Raw genomic sequence first — 19,010 nt, 5'->3', positions numbered from 1 at the left:
ATAGGGCTGGAGAACATGGACATCGCAGAGGAATGGCTGTTGGCCGACTCCGCCTGGTGGGGCGTCCGCCGCTGGTTCGGCCGGTGCGCCCTGCGCCTCCGCAACGGCGAACCCGCCGGTTCCACGCCTGTCGCCCCCGAAGATGTTCCGGCCGGCGCCCGGACGAGACGACTCGGTGGAACTGTCCTTCCTGGACTGCGCGATGCGCACGTGCACTCCGGGCTGGTGGACCTCCGTTCGGTTCGCTCCGGGGGGATCGCCGAAGTGCACGATCTCGGCAGCGCCCCCGATGTGCTGGAGGCCCTGCGCGTCGACGACCCGACCTTGCCGAGGGCGCGGGTGGTCGGTGCTTTCCTGACGGCTCCGCGCGGCTATCCCAGTGACAGGTCCTGGGCCGCTGCCGGGAGTTTCCGCGAAGTGCTTTCCCCGCTCGACGCCGAGGCCGCTGTGGGCGAGCAGCAGCAGGTCGGCGCACATGCCATCAAGGTCGCGCTGAACTCCGACGCGGGCCCCGTGCTTCGGGACTCCGTGCTCGCGGCGATCGTCGCCGCCGCACATGCCGCCGGTCTCCCCGTCATCGCGCACGTCGAAGGCGAAGGCACCCTGCGGCAGGCCTACGACAACGGCATCGACCGGCTGGCGCACACCCCGTGGACAGAACGCGTCGACGAAGGGCTCCTCGCCGATGCGGCACAGCGGATGAGCTGGATCAGCACCCTGGACATCCACGGCTTCGGCACCGACACCCCGCAGCTGCGCACGGCGACGGACAACCTGCGGCGCTTCGTCGAGCACGGCGGAACCATCCACTACGGAACGGACCTGGGCAACGGGCCGCTGCCGCAGGGTGTCAACCCCCGCGAGGTCACCGCGCTGCTGGCCGCCGGGCTCACGCCCGACGACGTGCTCACCGCCATGACCGATCTGCGCAGTCCGGTCCCGCCGTGCTGGGTTCCCGGCGGACTCGACCCGACCCCCTCGCGCTTCGCCGACTCGCTCAGCTCCGCACAGGTAGTGGATCCGGTCGCACCGGACCTCCCCGCCTGATCCGTCATCGGAAGGTGAGGAACACATGCTCAGCCACGCCGATCTCCTGGAGAAGGCGCACGTTCTGGACGAAACCGATCCGCTGCGCGGCTTCCGGGACCGGTTCCTGATCCCGGAGGACAGCGATGTCGTCGCCTACTTCGACGGCAACTCCTTGGGACGCCCCGCCCTGGCCACCGCCGAGCGGATGGACCGCTTCATCCGCGAGCAGTGGGGGCGGCAGCTGATCCGCGGCTGGACCGACGGCTGGTTCGACTGGCCCGAAGAGATCGGCAACCGCCTCGGCCGGGTGGCCCTCGGCGCAGCGCCCGGCCAGGTCCTGGTCGCCGACTCGACCACCGTGCTGCTCTACAAGCTCGCCCGCGCCGCCGTGGATGCCCGGCCCGGCCGCGACGAGATCGTCATCGACACCGACAACTTCCCCACCGACCGCTACGTCCTCGAAGGCATCGCCGCCGAACGAGGCCTGAACCTCAGGTGGATCGACACCGACCCCGCCGAGGGCATCACCGCCGAACAGGTCGCGGGCGCGGTCGGCCCGAACACCGCACTCGTCGTGTTCAGCCACGTCGCCTACCGATCCGGGTACGTGGCCGACGCCGAAGCGATCACCCGCACCGCCCAGGACGCGGGCGCTCTGGTGCTCTGGGACCTCAGCCACTCCGTCGGCGCCGTCCCCGTCCACCTCGACTCCTGGAACGCCGACTTCGCCGTCGGCTGCACCTACAAGTACCTCAACGGCGGCCCCGGATCCCCCGCGTTCGGCTACCTCAACCGGCGCCACCACGGTCACGCGCGACAACCCATCTGGGGCTGGATCGGACACCGCGACCCGCTCGCGATGGGCCCCGGCTACCAACCCGTCGACGGCGTGCGCAGCATGCTCAGCGGCACTCCCCCGATCCTGGGCATGCTGCCGCTGCTGACCGGCCTCGACATGCTCGAAGAGGCCGGCATCGAAGCGGTCCGCGCCAAATCGCTCCGGCTGACCGACTACGCCCTCGAACTCGTCGACGCCTGGCTCCTCGACCACGGCGTGGCACTGGCCTCGCCGCGCGACCCCGAACGCCGAGGTGGCCACATCACGCTGCGCCGAGAGGACTTCCGCGAGATCAACGACCGGCTCTGGCAACGCGGCGTCATCCCGGACTTCCGCGCTCCCGACGGCATCCGCATCGGCCTGGCACCACTGGGCACCAGCTTCGCCGAAGTCCACCGTGGACTGTCACTGCTCGCCGAACTCGTCGGCGCCCGCAGCACGAGGTGACGATGTCCCGGACTGACCTGCGTTTCGAGTGCACGAAAAGGCAGTTCCCGCTGCTTTACGGGCAATCCTCCGCTGCTTTGCTTTGATCGAGCGGCCCGGTCGGCAATGCTTGACATTGGGAGACCAGGGAGAGTCACAGACATGAACAGCGAGGCAGGGATCCAGGCGCGTCGCGTTGATCTCGCCGTGAGTGCTGATCCGGAGGGGCGGTCGACCCGACTCCGACTCCCCTGCCGAGGACCAAAGCGATCGATACCTCCACCGCCACGCTGGTCCCGAACCATCCACAGGGCTCTGACCTGGGATGATGAGTGCCCCCGGTCGGGTTCGAACCGACACTTGGACGTTTTGACCGCTAGCCGTGCTGGAGTGTAGCTGATCGCGCTGAGCTGCGGTTATACCGACGCCGACACGTGGTTCACCGCAGTTCAGCATGCCACGCGGCGGATCATAAACCATGGATAAGTCATGGCTTCGCAGGAGCTCGAAGCACGGTTGGCCATGTACCGGATCTCCGACCGGCTGCCGTGGCAGCGGCCAGCCATGGCCATGAGTAGGGAGGAGGAGGCCTCGAGCTCAGGACCCAGCCCCATGCTCCACTGCACGTTGCAATGCCTCGAAGCTGGGACGAGGCCGGCAGCAGACTCGCCCGCGCACGTACTGTGCAGACACTCCGTACCCTAGACGTCCTGGGATCTGCTTAGCTCGGAGGAGACGTTCTTTCGTGGACGCGGCTCCCGGCTTGGTGCGATTGTCATCCAGTACACGTGGTTGACGCGGCCCACATCAACGACCTCGCAGGACAGCTGATAGATCGCCCAGCGTTCCAGAAGCTTGAGGTCCTTCACAACAGATCGGTAGCTCAAGCCTTCTGAGTTGATCCGGAAATGCCCCCAGGTTCCCTGCTCCTTTGGCAACACACCGCTCGCCCTGACTCTTGGCTCGACGAACTCTGCTCGGCCACGTACAGACCGCGGAACGACCGCAGAAACCGCGCCCAGGTCTACCGCCCAAGCATCAGCCCCGCGCATTTTGTCGACAGGAACAAGAACAGCTTTCTGCTCGTCGTCCAGGTTAGCGATCTTCTTCACCAGCCGAGGAAGTGCGACGAGCCTGACAGCACCGGATTCGGGCGCGAATTCCAACGGAAGATCCATGTGAGCCCCGTACAGAGGCCTTCCCAGTCTGGTTTTTTTCCCTATGTGTTCAAGCGCCTCCAAGCCTTTCGAGTACAGCCACGCGAAAACAGTCCCGGGATCAGACTCGGCAGCCATCTCCGGGGGGACGTGAACATTACACGAGTATCCGTATTCATCTCTTCCCAGAGCGCCATCTGGCACGATGAAGTCAGGATTCTCTTCACGCCACGGAAAGTCCAGAATGATGGTAATGTCGCCCTTCCCGTAGTACTTCCCCATCCAGGAACGGACATCGACACTGGTGTTCAGTGCCCGCGAGACAGCGTTGAGAACCGGATAGGGGAGACCGCCCGACATGTTTCCCGTCCACCACGCATCGGACCATTTCTCCCCCTCACGTAGTCCAGGAATGCCGTTGACTACCGCAATCTCACTGATTTCACTCATCGACAACTCTTCCGTTGGCCAGGCGGGCAAACACCGTGGATCCGCTTGTAGTGCATGATCCGGGCGTGTTCCCACATTCTGGCCTGCCACTTGGTTGGGAAGGGGCCTTTCAGGCGTCCCACCTTACACTCCGAGCGCATTTGACGCATGCAAGTCCTCAGCTGCCTATTTGGCCTCGCGTAGGGGTTGCTACCGGAAGTAATGCCGTACTTCCACGTCTTGCCGTTACCGTAGGTGATCCGGTATCCGTAGGAGCGGCCTTTGAAGCTGAGCGAGCGGCGGTTGCTTGTCCACCTTGCGGGCATCGCGAAGGAGTGCCGGCTCGCCATCGCTACGCCGAAGGCACCGACGACGATCGCGCCGACAGCGATGAAGGCACTGGCTGGGATGGCGCCTGCGGCCGCAGCCGCGGCCGCGCACGGGGGGCAGCGGCCGTCGAGGTCGGTGGTGTTGATGGGGTTGGCGTTGGTGTAGTCGTAGTCGTTGGCGGAGCCGCCTTCGACGGGGTCGACGGAGAGGAACCGGCTGAGCAGGGGCGAGTAGGGACGGGCTCCCATCTGGACCAGGGACAACGCTCCTGCGTGTTCGTAGGGGCGTTGGTGCTGGCCAAGCCAGCCGTAGTCGAGTTGCCCGGTTTGGTTGTCCGGCACGTTGTCCGGATCGACAACACCCGCCGCTGTCAACGGTTCGCCGAAGGGAGTGTAGGTGCGCAGGTCGCCGAGTTGGACACCCGCGGCGTCGGTGCTCAAGGTGAGGTCGCCGCGGACGGTGGGGTGGTCGTAGCGCGCGGTGGTGTTGCCCTGGGCGTCGAGGGTGGCGGTCCACAGCACACCGCCCGGCAGGGAGATGGTGCGGGAGACAGCCCGCTTGTTGGCGTCGAGGACGAGGTCTGCGGTGTCGCCGTCGGCGGTGTAGCTGTAGAGCACCGCGGCGGGGGTGTCGCCTTGTGTGGTGTCGCGGCGGGTGATGCGGTCGGTGGCGTCGCGGCCGTAGGTCACCTGCGCCACGTCAGCGGGGTTCGTGCTGGTGGTGCTGGCGGTGAGGTTTCGGTCGGCGCTGTCCCAACCGAGCTGAGTGGTGACCGCGCCCTGGATGTGTTGGGTGGTGTTGCCGTGGTCGTCGTAGGTGATGCCGGTGACCGGATTTGCACCGGTCGTGGCCAGGATGCGGTCGGCGGCGTCGTAGCAGTAGCCGGTCTCGGTCGTGCCGGTACCCGTGGCATCGATCAGACGTAGCCGGTTGGTGTTGGTACCGGCGTTGGGTTGGGTTCCGGTCGGGCAGCCGGTGGGTGCGGTGGTGAAGTCATAGGTGTAGTGGTGTCCGGTCACCCACGCGTCGGTGAGGCGTCCGACGGCGTCGTAGAGGTAGTTCGGGCCAGTGGGTCGGGCATCGACTCCGGCGAGGGTTTCGTCGGTGATGGTGCCCGCTCGACTGCGGGTCACCGTGGAGACGACCTGGGTGGCGTCGGGCTTGCGCCAGGTCAACGACGTGCCCCGGCCGGCTTGGTCTTTGCCGATCGCGGTCAGGGAGGTGCCACTGCCGTAGTTGACCGAGGCCAGCTCGCCGGCGGCGTCGTAGCCCGGCATCGCCAGCACCGTGGTGGTGGGGGCTCCGTTGACCGTGGCCAGCAGCTTGACTTCCAGAACGCGGCCCGCGTCGTCGTAGCGGTACTCCGTGGTCTGCGGCGAGTCGGCGATATCGGGTGGTGTGACGATCTCGCTGGTGACGCGGCCTGCTTGGTCGTATCTGGTTTCGGTGCGGGTGCCGTGCACATCGACGTAGAGCACGGTGCGGCCCACCAGGTCCACGCGGGCGGTGATGGTTCCCGTGGAATCCGTGACCGTGGTGGTTTGCGGGTCGCCGCCAGCGGCGTAGTTGGTGGTGACGGCGCGCGCCGCAGCCGCGGGGTTGGCGGGGTAGGTCTTCTCGATGACCCGGTCACGGGCGTCGTAGCGGGTGCAGATCCACGTGCCGTTGACCGCTTCGGCGACGGTGCGGCCGGAGGCGTCGTAGACCTGCTCGTCCACCCGGGCGGGGCCGGTCGCTGGTGCCGGCAACGTAGTGAGCTTCGGCAGGCCGCCCTGGTTGGCTAGGTCAACCGCGGGGGTACACGGGTTGTCCCGTGCCTCGGCGTCTCCATAGTAGACTGTTCCGCTTTGCACGCCGCTGGGCATGGTTTTGCTGGTGCGCCGCAAATACCCGGTGCCGGGAGTTTCATAGGCCGCCCCAGCGGTCAGGTTCAACCCACCCGGGTCGGCGACGGTGGCGGTGGCCAGCCCGTAGATGGGGTCCACGCCGTTGTCGTTGTAGCGGGTAGTGGCGACCTTGTTGGGCACCCCGCCTGATTCGTCCTCGGTGGCCGAGGTAGTCAGCCCGTAGCGCGGACGGAGTTGGGTGCCGGGCACGACCTGCTGGAGACCGGACGGCGTGGTCCAGTGCAGCTCCAACTGCGCGGTGAGGTCGTACTCGTAGTGCTCCACACGAATGCGCTTGATCGCGCCCGCGGTCGGGCTGGTGACGTTGCCTTGCCGCCAGGCTGCGGTGGTGTTGCGCCAGTCGTCGATGACGATCTGGTCGTCCACCCACAGCCGCACCCCGTCATCGGCCAGCACCCGCAGCGTGTACGTCCCGGCCTGCGGGAAGACGATCTCGCCCGTGGCACGCAGGGAGAAGTGGTCGGCCGGGAACCCCGGCACGGGTGCCTCACTGCCGAGGTTGCGGGCGAAACTCCCATCCGCGGTGCCGATTCCGGTGACGTAGACCTTGGGCGCTCCGGCGAGTTCACGGTTGTCATAGAGAGACACCGCGAGGCTGTTGATTCCGCCGTCGTATTCGGTGCGGTTGTGGTCCACAGTGGAGGCGCACGCCGCCGTGGGGGCCAGGCCGTTGAAACAGGATTCGGGCGCGGGCCCGTAGGTGTCGGTGGGCCGGTCGGCGTGGTCGTAGATCGTCGTCGTCTTGCGGCCCGCCGGATCGATCGCGGCGACAACCTGGTCCTTGACGTTCCACTCCTGCCGACTGGTCTTGCCGGTCGCGTCGGTGTCGGTCAGCTTCCGGTACCCGGCGTCGAAGGTGACCTTCCGCGCAAAGCCCGACGCCGGAGCCAGCCCGGCGACATCAACCTGAGTCTCACCGCCGTTGACATAGCGGTAGGTGTGCGCGGGCCGGGCCTGGCCGGATGCGGGTGCAGGTTGGGTCACCGACGTGGCTTTCGGTTTGCCCGTAGCGGTGTCGTAGTTGATGGCGGTGAACACCTCGGTGCTCGACTCGCGCGTCGCGGGGTCCACGGCGATCCAGTCGTTGGCAAGCGGATCACGGATCACGTCGATCTTGCCGGCTGTGGGGCTGTAGCCGAAGTCTTGAGTTCGCTGCCGGGGTCTTCGATTCGGGAGAGCTTTCCGGCCACGTACCACAGGCGGGTTTCGGTGCCGTCCCAGTAGGTGATGCGGCATAGCATCTGCGCCGGCGGCAACGCGTCCCCGCCAGGCGGCACTGGTGTTCCGCCGTAGCAGTCGTCGCCGGGCCGGTTGTAGTGCAGCACGTGGGAGCGCCCCGAGACCGGGTCCTTGATCTCCCGCAGGCGCACCGGGCTGCCGTCGTAGATGTTCTGCAGCGCAGCGGGTTTGCGGGAGTCTGCGACGGAGTTCTGCGACTCCAGCTTCCCGTCGGCGCGGAAGACGAACACCTCACCGCCGTCGGTCAGGGTGACGCGCCCGGCGGTGTCCAACGAGAGGACGCCGTCTTCCCCGGCGGGTGGGGTGTAGCCGCCGGTGGCGGCCTTGGTCCAGGTGTGCTTGGCACCCGTCGCGTCAGTCAGGACGACCGTCTGGTCGGCGACCTGCGCGGAGACGTAGCTGCCGCCGTTGCCATCCAAATCGGCCGACAGCGTCCAGCCCTCTGACAGCGCCGGGAGGTCTTCGGTGTAGAGCCAGTCCGAGCGCACGATCTGCGACGGCACCGTCACGTCGTCGGCGGTCTTGACGAACAAGCGCAACCGCGCCGAACCGGCTTTCTCCGCGAGCTCGGCCTTGATCGGCACCCGCTGCCCCGCCGTCAACGACACACCCGTGGCCTGGGCCCAGTTCACATCGCTGGGGCCCTCACCGAGATACACCTGGGTACCGTTGATCCACACCGTGGTCTTGTCATCGTGTACCCCGGCGAACAGGTAGCTGCCGGTCGCCGGCGCTTGGAAGAAGCCGTTCCACTGGACGATGAAGTCATCCGCCGGTAGCGCCGGGGCGAACGGTGAGGCCGTGCCCCAGTCGACGTTGACCTGCGGTTCGGTGCGCATCAGCGTCGGTTGCACGCCGTCGTCGATCACCGTGTTGCGGTTGAGATCCTTGAAGTACGACGCGCGCAGCCCCTTCGGATCGGTCTGCTGCGAGTTATAGGAGAACGACACACCCGCGGTGCCGCCGACCGTGGTGAACGTCGGCGACGACGCCTGGGTGGAAACGTTGCCGTTGGCCAGGTCCACTTCGACCGGTCCGACATCGTCGGTCGGGGACGGGCCGTGGTCACCGATGCGCAGATCGACCTTGACATGCCCCACCCAGGACGAGGTCGTGCTGGTCAGGTTCGCCACTGTGGTGACCTGCCAGGTGTAGGCCACACCGTCCTGCAACACCCCCGGCGGTATCGTCCATTGTGGTGTGTCCAGGCAGCCGGACTCGACCACCACTCCGGTCTTGGCGTCCGGGCCTGTGGCGACGCGGAAGCAGTACTTCACCGCCTCCCCATCGGCATCCGACACGGCCCCCACCTGCAAGGTCGGAGTCGTAGTCGTCACCGTCGCGTTGTCCGCCGGTGCGACCAGCGGGGCGGCCGGCGGCGCCGATCCCACATCAACGAGCAGTGTCGCGTCGAGGTGCTTGTAGGTCCACACCCCGGCCTGCTCGTGGCCGATGAGCATGAACCATGCGGTCGGGTCTCCCCGCTCCACGAGGTAGCGGATGAACCCGGTCAGGCCCTCCCCGGAGAACTGGCCGGTGTCGCCCACGTAGGTGCTGGCGACGTAGCCGCCCACGCCGTTGAAGTCGAAACCGGAGGCATGGTAGAGGTCGGTGTTCCACGACTTCACCGACCCGACGTAGCCGGGCACCTTCCAGACGTCCAGGCGCGAACCCACCACCGTCTTGCCGAACAGCGGCGAGTAGTCCACTTTGAACACGCTGCGGTTGTAGGTATCCCCCGCCGCCTGACTGTTACCGATACGCAGCCCGCAGTTGACGCACTCATCCCCATCAGAGCGGTAAGCACGCGAATCGATCACACCGAACGACATCGTCGGGTCCACGAACACCGGGTACTGCCGCTGCGGCGCTTGCAGCCACTTCTCATCGACCACGACGGTGAGGAACCACTGCGGCCCGTCCTGGCTCAGCTCGTAGCGACCGCCGGTCATCGCGGGTGCCTTGTCGCCGCTGCCGGAGGAATCCCACACCTCGATCGGCGGCAGGACCACCTTCACCACACCACCGGTGTCCTTGAGTAACACACCACCGACAGCATCCAGCTCAGGCGTGAGACCCTCGGTATTCAGGCGGAAACGCCACGACGACCTGCCCTGACGTTTGAGGACGATGGTCTCTTTCACAGCGCCTGGCGTGATCTCGTAGGTCAGGTCCGTGTCCGGCTGGACATCGGAGAACGTCGCGGTGTCCCGGTCGAGTCGCGCCGGTCGGTCCGCGGCCTGTTCCAGCGATAACGACGCCTTCTTACCCTCGACCTCTACGGCGACCACTGCCGGGTCGTTGGCCTTGGCTGCCACCGAGGGATGCAGCACATGCCGCTGCGCGTGTGCCCGTGTCGATCGCTGGTCGCGCTGCAGGGTGGTGTCCACCGGCTGCCACTGCCCCGCCGCGTCCTGGACGTTCAGCGGCACCGTCGACTGCCGCACCGTCCGGGTCCCGTCCGGGTTCTCCCACTCCTCGAGAAACATCGACCGCGACACCGGTTTCGATCGCGCCGGATCGAACCGGGACCCCGCGTATCCATCGCGCCCGGTCAACGGTCCGAAGTCGGCATCGGTCCCGCCAGGAGAAATTTCGTTAACCGCAGGATGCCCGGGCAGCATCGGATTCTCTCGCGGATCGCGTGCAGGATCCGGCGCGGCCGACGCCACCGCAGGCGGCACTACGACCTCGACGATCGAGACACCGACCGCGAACACGAGAAGAACGGCAAGCCAACGAGAAAAGTACCGGCGGACACGAGAGCGCGCGTCAGCACCAGGACGAGCAGGGACCATTCCGAAACTCCTCGAAGAATCGGTGCAGACCCCACAGCCCGCGCCAAGAAAGCGCTCAAATCTTCACCAGCTGACCATCGGAACACCAATACGACAAAAGGGTGATAGCTGACAGCGACGTCGCCGACGCGTTACGTAACGGCCATCGTGGACGGCCACGCATGTGTCGAAAACGAAAGATCCTGCAGGAGAGGGTTTTTCGAGTAACGCCCGATGCGGTCGCGTCGATAGAGGCCGCGACACCCCAGTTTTCGGTGCCATGGCAGCACCGAACGACAACCGCATACCTGGCCGCTGCTGACCAGGAGCAGAAAGGGCCAGGCCGTGCGTTCGCTCATTCGCAGGTCTCGCACATCCACGCCACCGTCACCGGAAGCCCCGGTGTTGGCCGCGCCGTCGATCCTGGACGAGTACGTGACCAGTGCGCCCTCACCGCAGAACGCCGTCGACGTGTTTACCGGCGAGTGGTCTTCCCAGCTGCCCGCGCCGCTGCAGCACGTCCAGGCGGGCCCCCTTCCGCTGTTCGACGACGCCCGCGTCTCCTGGGCCATCGAGTGCTTCGGTGGTGTGGCAGGCAGTCGCGTGCTCGAACTCGGACCGCTCGAAGGTGGGCACACCTACCAGCTCCACACCGCCGGTGCCGACATCGTCGCTGTCGAGGCGCAGGGCCGCGCCTACCTGAAATGCCTCATCGCCAAGGAACTGCTCGGCATGCCCCGGGCCCGGTTCCTGCTGGGTGACTTCACACCGTACCTCCGCGACACCGATGAGCGCTTCGACATCTGCTTCGCCAGCGGCGTGCTCTACCACATGCGCAACCCCGTCGAAACCATCGCGCTCACCGCGAAAGTCGCCACCAAGCTCTTCCTGTGGACCCACGTCTACGACGAAGACGTCATCACCCGCAGCGAACTGCTCGCACCACGCTTCCCCAGCCACGAACCGGCCACCCACCAGGGCTTCACACACACCCTGCACCGTTTCGACTACGCAGAAGCCCTGCACCGCAACGGGTTCTGCGGCGGCAGCGCCCCTTACAGCAACTGGCTCACCCGTGCCGACCTGCTCGCCGCCCTCGAACACTTCGGCTGGACGGTCACCAACATCGGCTTCGACACCCCCGATCACCCCCACGGCCCGGCACTCGCCCTTACCGCCACCCGAACCGACTGAGCCACAGCGGTTCTGAGGTAGTCGCTCGCGAAAAATACTGCTGTTCTTTGGTTCTGACCTGCCGAGGTAGCAATGACGACGAATCGTCGCCCGAGAATCGCCCTCTTCGCCATCGTCTTGGCGTTGTCGGTCCGTGGCCTTCCCCAAGCCCAGGCGACTCCAGCCGTACTCGCGGAGAAAACCGTTCATCCGGCGGCGCTGCCCGCTGCCAACCCGGTCACCCCGAGAGCGGAGAAGGTCCCGCTGGCCGATGCGGAGCGGCCACCGGGAGCCCCGGCTGACATGCGGGAAGCCGCGCCACGGCGGCAGTTCTCGCTCGTCGGCCTGACCTGGCAGGGCGCGGAGCCCGACTCGATCGAACTCCGCACCCGGTCGGTGCGCGGTTCGTGGAGCTCTTGGCAGACCCTGGACCAGCAGGACGGTGGTCCGGACCGCCGCCAGTCGCCGAAGACGACTGAACCGCTGTGGACCGGGCCCGCCACCCGCGTTCAGGTCCGCGCCGTGCGGGCGGGCAGACCGGCCACCGACGAGCTGACCTTGGTCGCCATCGACCCGGGGACCTCAACCAACGACACCCAGATCAGCCAGCTCTCCGCCGCGGGCAGCAGCGTCTCCACCATGCCGACGGTCGTCACGCGCGCGCAGTGGGGTGCCGATGAATCACTGATGACCTGGGCCCCGGAATACGCGACCACGGTCAAGGCCGCCGCGCTGCACCACACCGCCGACAGCAACGACTACACCTGCGACCAATCCCCAGCACTGGTGCGCGGCATCTACTACTACCACTCGGTGACCAACGGATGGGGCGACATCGGCTACAACGCGCTGGTCGACAAGTGCGGCACCATCTTCGAAGGCCGCACCGGCGGCCTGCACCTGCCTGCCATCGGCGCCCACACCGGTGGATTCAACCGGCACGTCTTCGGCATCTCGATGATCGGTGACTACGACGCGGTCTCGCCCAGCACGGAGATGTTGGAATCCGTGTCACAAATGATCGCGTGGAAGATCGCCAACAGCTACGTCGATCCGCTCGGCAGCGTCACACTCGTCAGCGCCGGCGGTGGCACCTCGAAGTACGCCGCAGGAACGCCGGTCACGCTGCCCACCATCTTCGCCCACCGCGACGTCGGACGAACCAGCTGCCCCGGCAACTTCGGCTACAACTCCCTCGGATCGGTCCGCGACCGCGCCGCGCAACTGGCCGGGGACTGGCGCAGCGGGCCAATCCACCAGAAATGGCAAACAGTCGGTGGCGAGAACGCGGCAGGCCCGGTCTACGCTGTGGAAACCAACTGGCCTGAGGGCGGCCGAGCCACGGTGTTCGGTAGCGGCTTCTCCACCATCGCCTGGCGCAGCGACCTCGCAGCGCACTGGGTCAAGGGCGACATCCACGCCACCTACCACCGGCTCGGCGGACCGACCGCGGGCGTCTACCCCACCACCGACGAACTGGCCACGCCGGACACGATCGGCCGTTTCAACCACTTCACCCATGACGCCTCGATCTACTGGACGCCGGACACCGGCGCGCACGCCGTCCACGGAGCCATCCGCAACGCCTGGGCCGCCAGCGGCTGGGAAACAGGCCCCGCCGGCTACCCCGCCACCGACGAACTGGGCACACCCGACGGACTCGGCCGCTACAACCACTTCACCAAGAACGCCTCCATCTACTGGACACCCACCACCGGCGCCCACCTCGTCTACGGAGCCATCCGGGAGCGCTGGAGCGCTCTTGGCTGGGAAACGTCCTGGCTGGGTTACCCCACCAGCAACGAATACCCGGTGCCCGCCGGACGCCGAATCGACTTCCAAGGCGGCTACATCGAATGGAACGCCACCACCGGAACCACCACCGCATACCGTCAGTGACGCGGGCTGTGTCTGCAGAGCGTTGGCCGCGGGCAGGCTGTTCGCGCCCACGACCAACGCTGGGACACCCTGCTCACGGCAAAGTGTCGGTACTGACCACCGTGACACCCAAGTCGGGCTTCCAAAGTCGCGAGGGCGTCACGTCGAGCCGCCGGAGTCTCTACGGGTTTGCCTAACCGCCTGAACGGGTGTGGGCTGAGAGGGTTGTGGCGAGAAAAGGGCTTTGTCGCGACGCAAGGCGAACCCGACGTCACAGCGGCATCCTGCTCGCTTGCCGGAAGGCGGAGTCTAGGGCAGCTGCAGCTGCCGGATGGACCGATCCACGCCCCAAGTAGTGGTCCTGGGTCATCGACGGCCGGGAATGGCCCAAGACGTCGGCGATCTGACGTGCGGTCAGCTTCGCATCATCGAGCAGAGTGGCAGCCGTCCTCCGGAACACGTGCGGCGTGACCCACCCGAGACCGATCGCCTCCCGGATCACTCGCCAGCCGCGCCGCACGTTGTTCGGGTTCTTCCACCCCAGCGTTCGGGACGGGAACACAGACTCCTCGAGACGGTCGGCCATGAACGCCTGGCCGCGCTCGACCTGAACAGTGCCCTCCGCTCCCCCAGCCGGATGCTCCTGCCTGTCCGCCTGGTCGAGCGTCCCGCGCGGGTCCACACGGAGCCGCTCCGCCTGGGCTGCCGATCACACAATGAGCCACCGCACCGTCAGCATCGTGACAACGAACTCGGGCAGGGCAACCATGCGGACGGCGTTCTCCGTCTTGCCGTTGTGCCGGACCAAACCCTTGCCCTTGACGTTGACGATGTTGCCGTTGATCCAGACTGAGCATGGCGGAATTTCCGTGCCATCAACGACCACGGGTTTGTCGGTGAGATTGACATCCTTCCACCGCACCGCCACGGCTCCTCCGATGCGGCAGCCGGTCCCAAGCAGGAACCGGACGAGGTCCGGGAGATCCGACCCGCTGGAGTAGCAGCTCTCGACGACGAACCTGTCCATGCCCTCGAACAGCCGACGCCTCTCGTCCGTGGTGAGCGTGCGGACCTTCCGCGGACGGCCCTCGATCGGGCTGACCTCCCGCACCGGATTGCTGCCCAGCAGCCCATAGCGAACGGCCACCTGGAGGGTGCCCCGGACGGTCGTGCGGACCGATCGCCGGTAGCTCGCCGAATACCCGTCCGCTTCGAGCTTCTCGAAAAACTCTTCTAGGACCGGAATGCTGATCTCCCGCAGACGCAGGTCGCCGATCCGGTCGAGCACGACGCTCTTCAAGGTCTGCTCATAGGTGTCGCGGGTCGTCGCCGCTCGGCGCTGCGCGACCTTGCCCAGCCATACCTCAGCCACGTCACGGAACCTGAAGTCGACGGTCAGTCGAGCCCGGGACTTCTGCAGCTGCTCGATTCCAGAGCTTGCCGTGCTGCAGCGTACCTGATCGCGCTGAGCTGCGGCGATACCAATCTCGCCATGTGACTCATCGCGGCTCACCACGCCGGGCAGCGGGCCATAAACCATGGATAAGCGATGGTTGTCGTCGACATAATCCGGACTTCCCAAGCTCACCAGATACCTTCGCCGCTGACGCCATCAGTGCTCAGCATCCCCGGCCTACGTCCGCTGGAGGCTGCCCTGGCAGACCTCGACTCGGCCGCGGGACGGTGACTAATCCTGCGGCAGCTTCTCCGCAGTGGAATTCCAACCCATCTGTTCCAGGACCACGCGGGCGGTCGCGATGAACTGCTTCTGCCGCCCTGGGTCGGTTCCGAGGTCTTCCATGACCCCGGCCAGCACGTGAGCAACTCGCATCGCCCGGGAGTGGGTGTCATCCACAGCCCCAACCGACGAAAGAACCTTCTCGTTGAAGTCCCTCCAAGACATCTGGATGAGCGCATTTCTCTGGCGATCAAGCCACCAGGATCGTGCCAGGACTGGGTCGGCGAACACAGCATCGCGAAGGTGTATCAGCCGCTCGCGATGGATTTCTTGTCGAAGACGTTCCTCACGCCGTGCATCCTCAAACGATTGTGCACGAGCGCGATCGTCCGGGGTGAGGCCCAGGGCGATACGGGCCTTCACCTTCAGGTGGGGGTGGCCATCGACTTCGGTCCATCGCGCGAAAGCCAGCGCCAACTCCTCTTGAGCTACCTGAAACTGGGCCGGTGAGTGTCGAGAAGTGATAGCACTGGCGGCAGCGTCGAGTGCCAACCTTGCAGCCGCCCGCCCTGCAGCGCGGCCTTTCTCACGCAGCTCCGCTGAGGGCGCGTACGCCAGTCTGCCCGTGGCAACGAAACGGACTCCCGGAAGGTTGGACTGCCATGTGCACGCAACGCGCGTCCACGGATAGCGCCGCAGGTTCCACATTGGTGCTCTGCTCACCCTTCACGACGACGACGGTTGCGATAAATTGCCTCGTCCAGAACCTGACCCCAGAAAGACCTGAAAAAGTCGCGGGTGTCGGAGAAGAATCGGTTGAGCCCGCCACGGTAAATCTCCGGTTCGTACACATCAGCAAACAAATCGATCAGCAGCTCTCGCGACAGACTCCCCTGTTCCGCGCGCTTCTCCCACTTGTCCAGTTGGCGATTCACAACCTCCCTATCCGCTTCCTGGGCCAGTAGCCATTGCCATCCCGCGACGAAGCGCCGACGACCATTTGCATCCTCGACACCTTGGAGAAGAAATTCGATGCCGGGATCACTGGATGCGAGCGCAAGAAACACGACAAACGCTTGCCACTTCAGCTTGTCGTTGTCAAACCAGGTATCCATTGCCTTGCGGACTTCATCGGGCCGGGTCGTCACGAGGCAGCTGAACGCATCAGCGACCGTCCGGGACCCGAGAGGAGCGCGTCCCGCGACCCAACGGAGTCGCGTCAAGGCTATCTCAGGGAGTTCCTCGCCTAACCGCCCGCCACAGACCTCTGCGACAAGTTTGAGCGTCTCACTCTCCTCTTTGCCCTGCTTAGCCCACAAATAGAGACGATTTCTGACATAGGCACCGATCTGCGGATCGAGCGCCGCATCGGTCAAAGCCTCGACAGCCAAGGGACGGCGTCGACCGACAATCCCTGAGCCAATGCTATCCAAGATGTCGCCATCGCGACGGGCTGTCGAGAGGCGCAGCAACATCTTTGTGATCAGTTCGGCGTCCTCATCGGGGATCGACGGGTCCGCTGCTACCGATACCGCCCACGAACGAAGAAGCTCACGTTGGGTGGGAAACTCCTCCCAGAGATTCTGCAGAATGGCATGTGCGAGGTCGTGTTTGTCCTCCTGATGGAACGCCTGGTCGCCCCGTAGGCTCAGGCTGGCGGCCTGCAGACGGCGCGACGACGTGGCGTCCGCCAGTACCTCTGCCGGCGTGCGCGAAATTTCCAGTGTCTCCAGCAACGCGTCCGCAGCCTTGAGGACTGATCGGGACTGTCCTCCGTGGAGCAGCGCACCAGCCCACACCGTGGCTCGGGTAGAGAGAAGGCTGGGATGCCCTTGGCCTTTAGGCTCTTTATTCAGGAGCATTTCGATGTGATCGTGCCAGCCTTTGAACTCATCTACGATTTTTTGCAGGTTCTGGTGATCCGCGTTGGCGATGATGCGTCCGAGGCGGCGGGCCTCCTGGGCGGACGGGTTGGATCGCCAAATCTCCTCAAAGGCAGGCTGCGCAAGCCACTCCACGCGATCGAAGCACGATCGTGCCGACAGTTCGCGCTCAACCAGCGGCTTCGCGTCCGGCGACGACAGGCTCACTGTTAAATTGGAAGTAGGTTCGAACCAAGAACCCTTCCAATGTTGTGGGCTCGCGAGGACTACCAGGAACCAGCCCTTTTGGTTATCGTCAGCGCCGTAGTTGGCCAAGTCGCGACCGAAGCGATCGTCCGGCTCGCCCTCTGGGAACTCCGAAAGATCGAGCACGTAGCCCTCACCCACGGTCTTGGGTAGCAACTCGACACTGGGCTTGGACCATTCGGGCTCAAGATCGAAAAGCGCCAGCGGCTCACGGACGGATCGCAGAGTCGCCAGCAGTCTCAGCGCCGCCGTACGACGACCATTGCCAGGTGGCGCCTTAAGGACTACTACGCCGTGAAGCTCAAGAGCCCTGGCCGCGTCTGCCAGCTGGCCAGCCTGTCGCGGCTCCACAAAGCGCCGATCGGAGCATGCTTCGAGGCCGGCGGCCGGAACGGGAATCTTCCTGACGAAATCCGCTTTCCAGTAGTTGTTGACGTTCTGATTGAAGGCCTGATGAGTGGGACCCGAACCATTTCCTTGGGAAAAAAATGAGACATGTGTCGGCACCTTTGATGGGCGGCCCTCAACATCTTGTTGGGCGTTGACTTGCCCGCTGGCTTGATCAGCCGAGCACGACTCACCTTGTCCGGAGTTTCCCAGAGATATCTCCGGGCCGACCGATGCGAGACCATTTTCCATGGCTACGGAAGGCTGCGATGGGTTTCGCTTCTCGCCATCTTCTGCCGGCTCAAGCGGGCTAAAATGCCGTGAATCTGACCAGTCAGCTCTCTCGGCACTGAATGCCCGGTTCGGAGCCCAATGAGGGCCATGCGTTGGCCTTTCGTTCCCAGGATCGGAAGCAGCCTCTTCCTGAGATTGTGCTGGCTGTGCCGCATGCACACCGAAGGCGGTGAGGTCGTCGTCCTCCCCAATGGTGTTGTGCGATGCGGAGGTCAGCGCTTGGGGATGCTCGTTCGGCGTGGCAGGAAAGTCGCCCCTCGGGTACGAACCCTCCAGGCCCGATGCGCCGATCTCTGAACGCTGCGGCACGGGCTGCTGATCGGAATGCTCTGGAGCATCACGGAAGGATTGGTTCCGTTTCAGCGGCCACCAGCTATTTCGAAACCGATCGCCGTCACCTTTCGTGCCAGCCTCCAGCTGCTGCCCTTCTAAAGGCGTGTTCCCCGTAGTCTCGTCACGGTAGTTACCGCTGTTCACCTGCCATTCCCCCCGAAGGTGTTGTTGATGTTCTGCGAGTAGCCCGAAATGCTGTAGGGACCGTGCTGAGTGAAAGTCACACTGCCCGGAGCGGCAGTCGCACTCACTGAAGCCGAAGGCGCCGGCAAGGCCTCAGAGGCAGGTTCGGCATCGGGCGTCTCGAAGATGGCAGGGTCCGCGAGCCGCCAATCCAAGCCCGGCACATGAAGCCAGGCCGGCTGTTCAAAGGTCTTGACCCTTGCCAGGCGGCGGGAAAAGTTGCTAGAGAGGGTGTCTCCGGTCGCGCAGCCACTTTGGAATACGTCCTCGTACACTCGCTGGGAGATGATCATCACCGTATTGGTGACTTCCGGATTGGCCCGCGCCAGCAGATCTCTCAGAGCCTGATCGTCCAGTAGGCGATGTGTATGGACCATAGGGACACCCAGTCCAGTGGTTGGCAATGGGCCAACATGGATGCTGACCCGGAGCTGTAGCGGGGGCTGGCCAGGATGGCCGTTCCGCCATGCCGACAAGACCTGTCGCAGAGCTTCCGGAAAACATCCGACCAGACCAGGGAGAACTTCCGGCTCAAGACCGGCGACGTACCCATCGCCCGTGTGCTGCCCGAACATCCGCTGCTCCCAACGGCCGCTCATGCCAATGGCAGACAGCGTCTGAGCCAGCACCTGCTGGATGTCTGCGTTCAGTTGCTGCATCGTCTTGCTGGTGTGCGCGCTGAAACCTCGCGCGTCCACTGCCAGCACCGCGCGGTAGGGCCATAGCGTCTCCCAGGATGGCGTCATGGTCAGTTCCCCTTTACTTGACTGTGGCTCCCAGTCCGATCTGCGGATACCTTGGCGTGTCTTGGCAGGCCTTTCCG

The 19,010-nt window shown here is 65.2% G+C and carries 13 protein-coding genes; 5 read left to right on the top strand and 8 right to left on the bottom strand.

The features are described from left to right. Nucleotides 1–15 precede the first annotated feature (15 nt). Nucleotides 16–1,047, top strand: a complete 1,032-nt coding sequence (locus tag E1288_RS24015) for an amidohydrolase family protein (RefSeq protein WP_132488696.1) — start codon at nucleotides 16–18, stop codon at nucleotides 1,045–1,047. A gap of 25 nt (nucleotides 1,048–1,072) precedes the next feature. Continuing rightward, a complete protein-coding gene (kynU, locus tag E1288_RS24010; RefSeq protein ID WP_132488694.1) occupies nucleotides 1,073–2,314 on the top strand; it encodes a kynureninase in 1,242 nt (413 codons plus the stop codon). A 680-nt stretch (nucleotides 2,315–2,994) separates the two neighbouring features. On the opposite strand, the gene E1288_RS24005 is transcribed toward kynU, so the two are convergent. The 3 genes from E1288_RS24005 to E1288_RS48120 are packed head-to-tail and all read right to left on the bottom strand — an operon-like array spanning nucleotide 2,995 to nucleotide 9,844. Beyond that, entirely contained in the window at nucleotides 2,995–3,900 is a 906-nt protein-coding gene (locus E1288_RS24005) for a hypothetical protein (RefSeq protein WP_132488692.1), read from the bottom strand. After that, nucleotides 3,897–7,223 (bottom strand): PA14 domain-containing protein, encoded by a 3,327-nt coding sequence (locus E1288_RS48125; protein ID WP_207954521.1) that lies wholly within the window; start codon nucleotides 7,221–7,223, stop codon nucleotides 3,897–3,899. The genes E1288_RS24005 and E1288_RS48125 overlap by 4 nt, the downstream gene beginning before the upstream one ends. Beyond that, entirely contained in the window at nucleotides 7,220–9,844 is a 2,625-nt protein-coding gene (locus E1288_RS48120) for a PA14 domain-containing protein (RefSeq protein WP_207954520.1), read from the bottom strand. The genes E1288_RS48125 and E1288_RS48120 overlap by 4 nt, the downstream gene beginning before the upstream one ends. 690 nt (nucleotides 9,845–10,534) lie before the next feature. Between E1288_RS48120 and E1288_RS23990 the strand changes: the two genes are divergently transcribed. Then, entirely contained in the window at nucleotides 10,535–11,326 is a 792-nt protein-coding gene (locus E1288_RS23990) for a class I SAM-dependent methyltransferase (RefSeq protein ID WP_207954519.1), read from the top strand. Nucleotides 11,327–11,398: 72 nt separating this feature from the next. Further along, nucleotides 11,399–13,204 (top strand): N-acetylmuramoyl-L-alanine amidase, encoded by a 1,806-nt coding sequence (locus E1288_RS23985; RefSeq protein ID WP_132488690.1) that lies wholly within the window; start codon nucleotides 11,399–11,401, stop codon nucleotides 13,202–13,204. Nucleotides 13,205–13,454: 250 nt separating this feature from the next. Here the strand turns inward: E1288_RS23985 and E1288_RS23980 are convergent, their stop codons facing one another. The 3 genes from E1288_RS23980 to E1288_RS47125 form a co-directional block, all read right to left on the bottom strand. Continuing rightward, on the bottom strand, nucleotides 13,455–13,865 hold the full coding sequence (locus E1288_RS23980; RefSeq protein ID WP_235883767.1) for a tyrosine-type recombinase/integrase: 411 nt from the start codon (nucleotides 13,863–13,865) through the stop codon (nucleotides 13,455–13,457). Between the two features lie 27 nt (nucleotides 13,866–13,892). After that, entirely contained in the window at nucleotides 13,893–14,771 is an 879-nt protein-coding gene (locus tag E1288_RS23975; protein ID WP_132488688.1) for a tyrosine-type recombinase/integrase, read from the bottom strand. A gap of 99 nt (nucleotides 14,772–14,870) precedes the next feature. Beyond that, nucleotides 14,871–15,014 (bottom strand): hypothetical protein, encoded by a 144-nt coding sequence (locus E1288_RS47125; protein WP_165968226.1) that lies wholly within the window; start codon nucleotides 15,012–15,014, stop codon nucleotides 14,871–14,873. 9 nt (nucleotides 15,015–15,023) lie between these two features. Between E1288_RS47125 and E1288_RS23970 the strand changes: the two genes are divergently transcribed. Beyond that, nucleotides 15,024–15,371, top strand: coding sequence for a hypothetical protein (locus tag E1288_RS23970; protein ID WP_132488686.1), 348 nt, complete (start codon nucleotides 15,024–15,026; stop codon nucleotides 15,369–15,371). A 209-nt stretch (nucleotides 15,372–15,580) separates the two neighbouring features. Here the strand turns inward: E1288_RS23970 and E1288_RS23965 are convergent, their stop codons facing one another. Continuing rightward, nucleotides 15,581–18,148 carry a hypothetical protein gene (locus tag E1288_RS23965; RefSeq protein ID WP_132488684.1) on the bottom strand — a complete coding sequence of 856 codons (2,568 nt, stop codon included), beginning with the start codon at nucleotides 18,146–18,148 and terminating at the stop codon, nucleotides 15,581–15,583. Beyond that, complete coding sequence (locus E1288_RS23960) at nucleotides 18,145–18,933, bottom strand: hypothetical protein (protein WP_132488682.1); 789 nt, start codon at nucleotides 18,931–18,933, stop codon at nucleotides 18,145–18,147. The genes E1288_RS23965 and E1288_RS23960 overlap by 4 nt, the downstream gene beginning before the upstream one ends. Between the last annotated feature and the right edge of the window lie 77 nt (nucleotides 18,934–19,010).

It is taken from the genome of Saccharopolyspora elongata (assembly GCF_004348985.1).
In the GTDB taxonomy this organism is placed as follows: Bacteria; Actinomycetota; Actinomycetes; order Mycobacteriales; family Pseudonocardiaceae; genus Saccharopolyspora; species Saccharopolyspora elongata.
The sequence above is the reverse complement of the archived record's forward strand: the minus strand, read 5'-3'. Positions and strand labels throughout refer to the sequence as shown.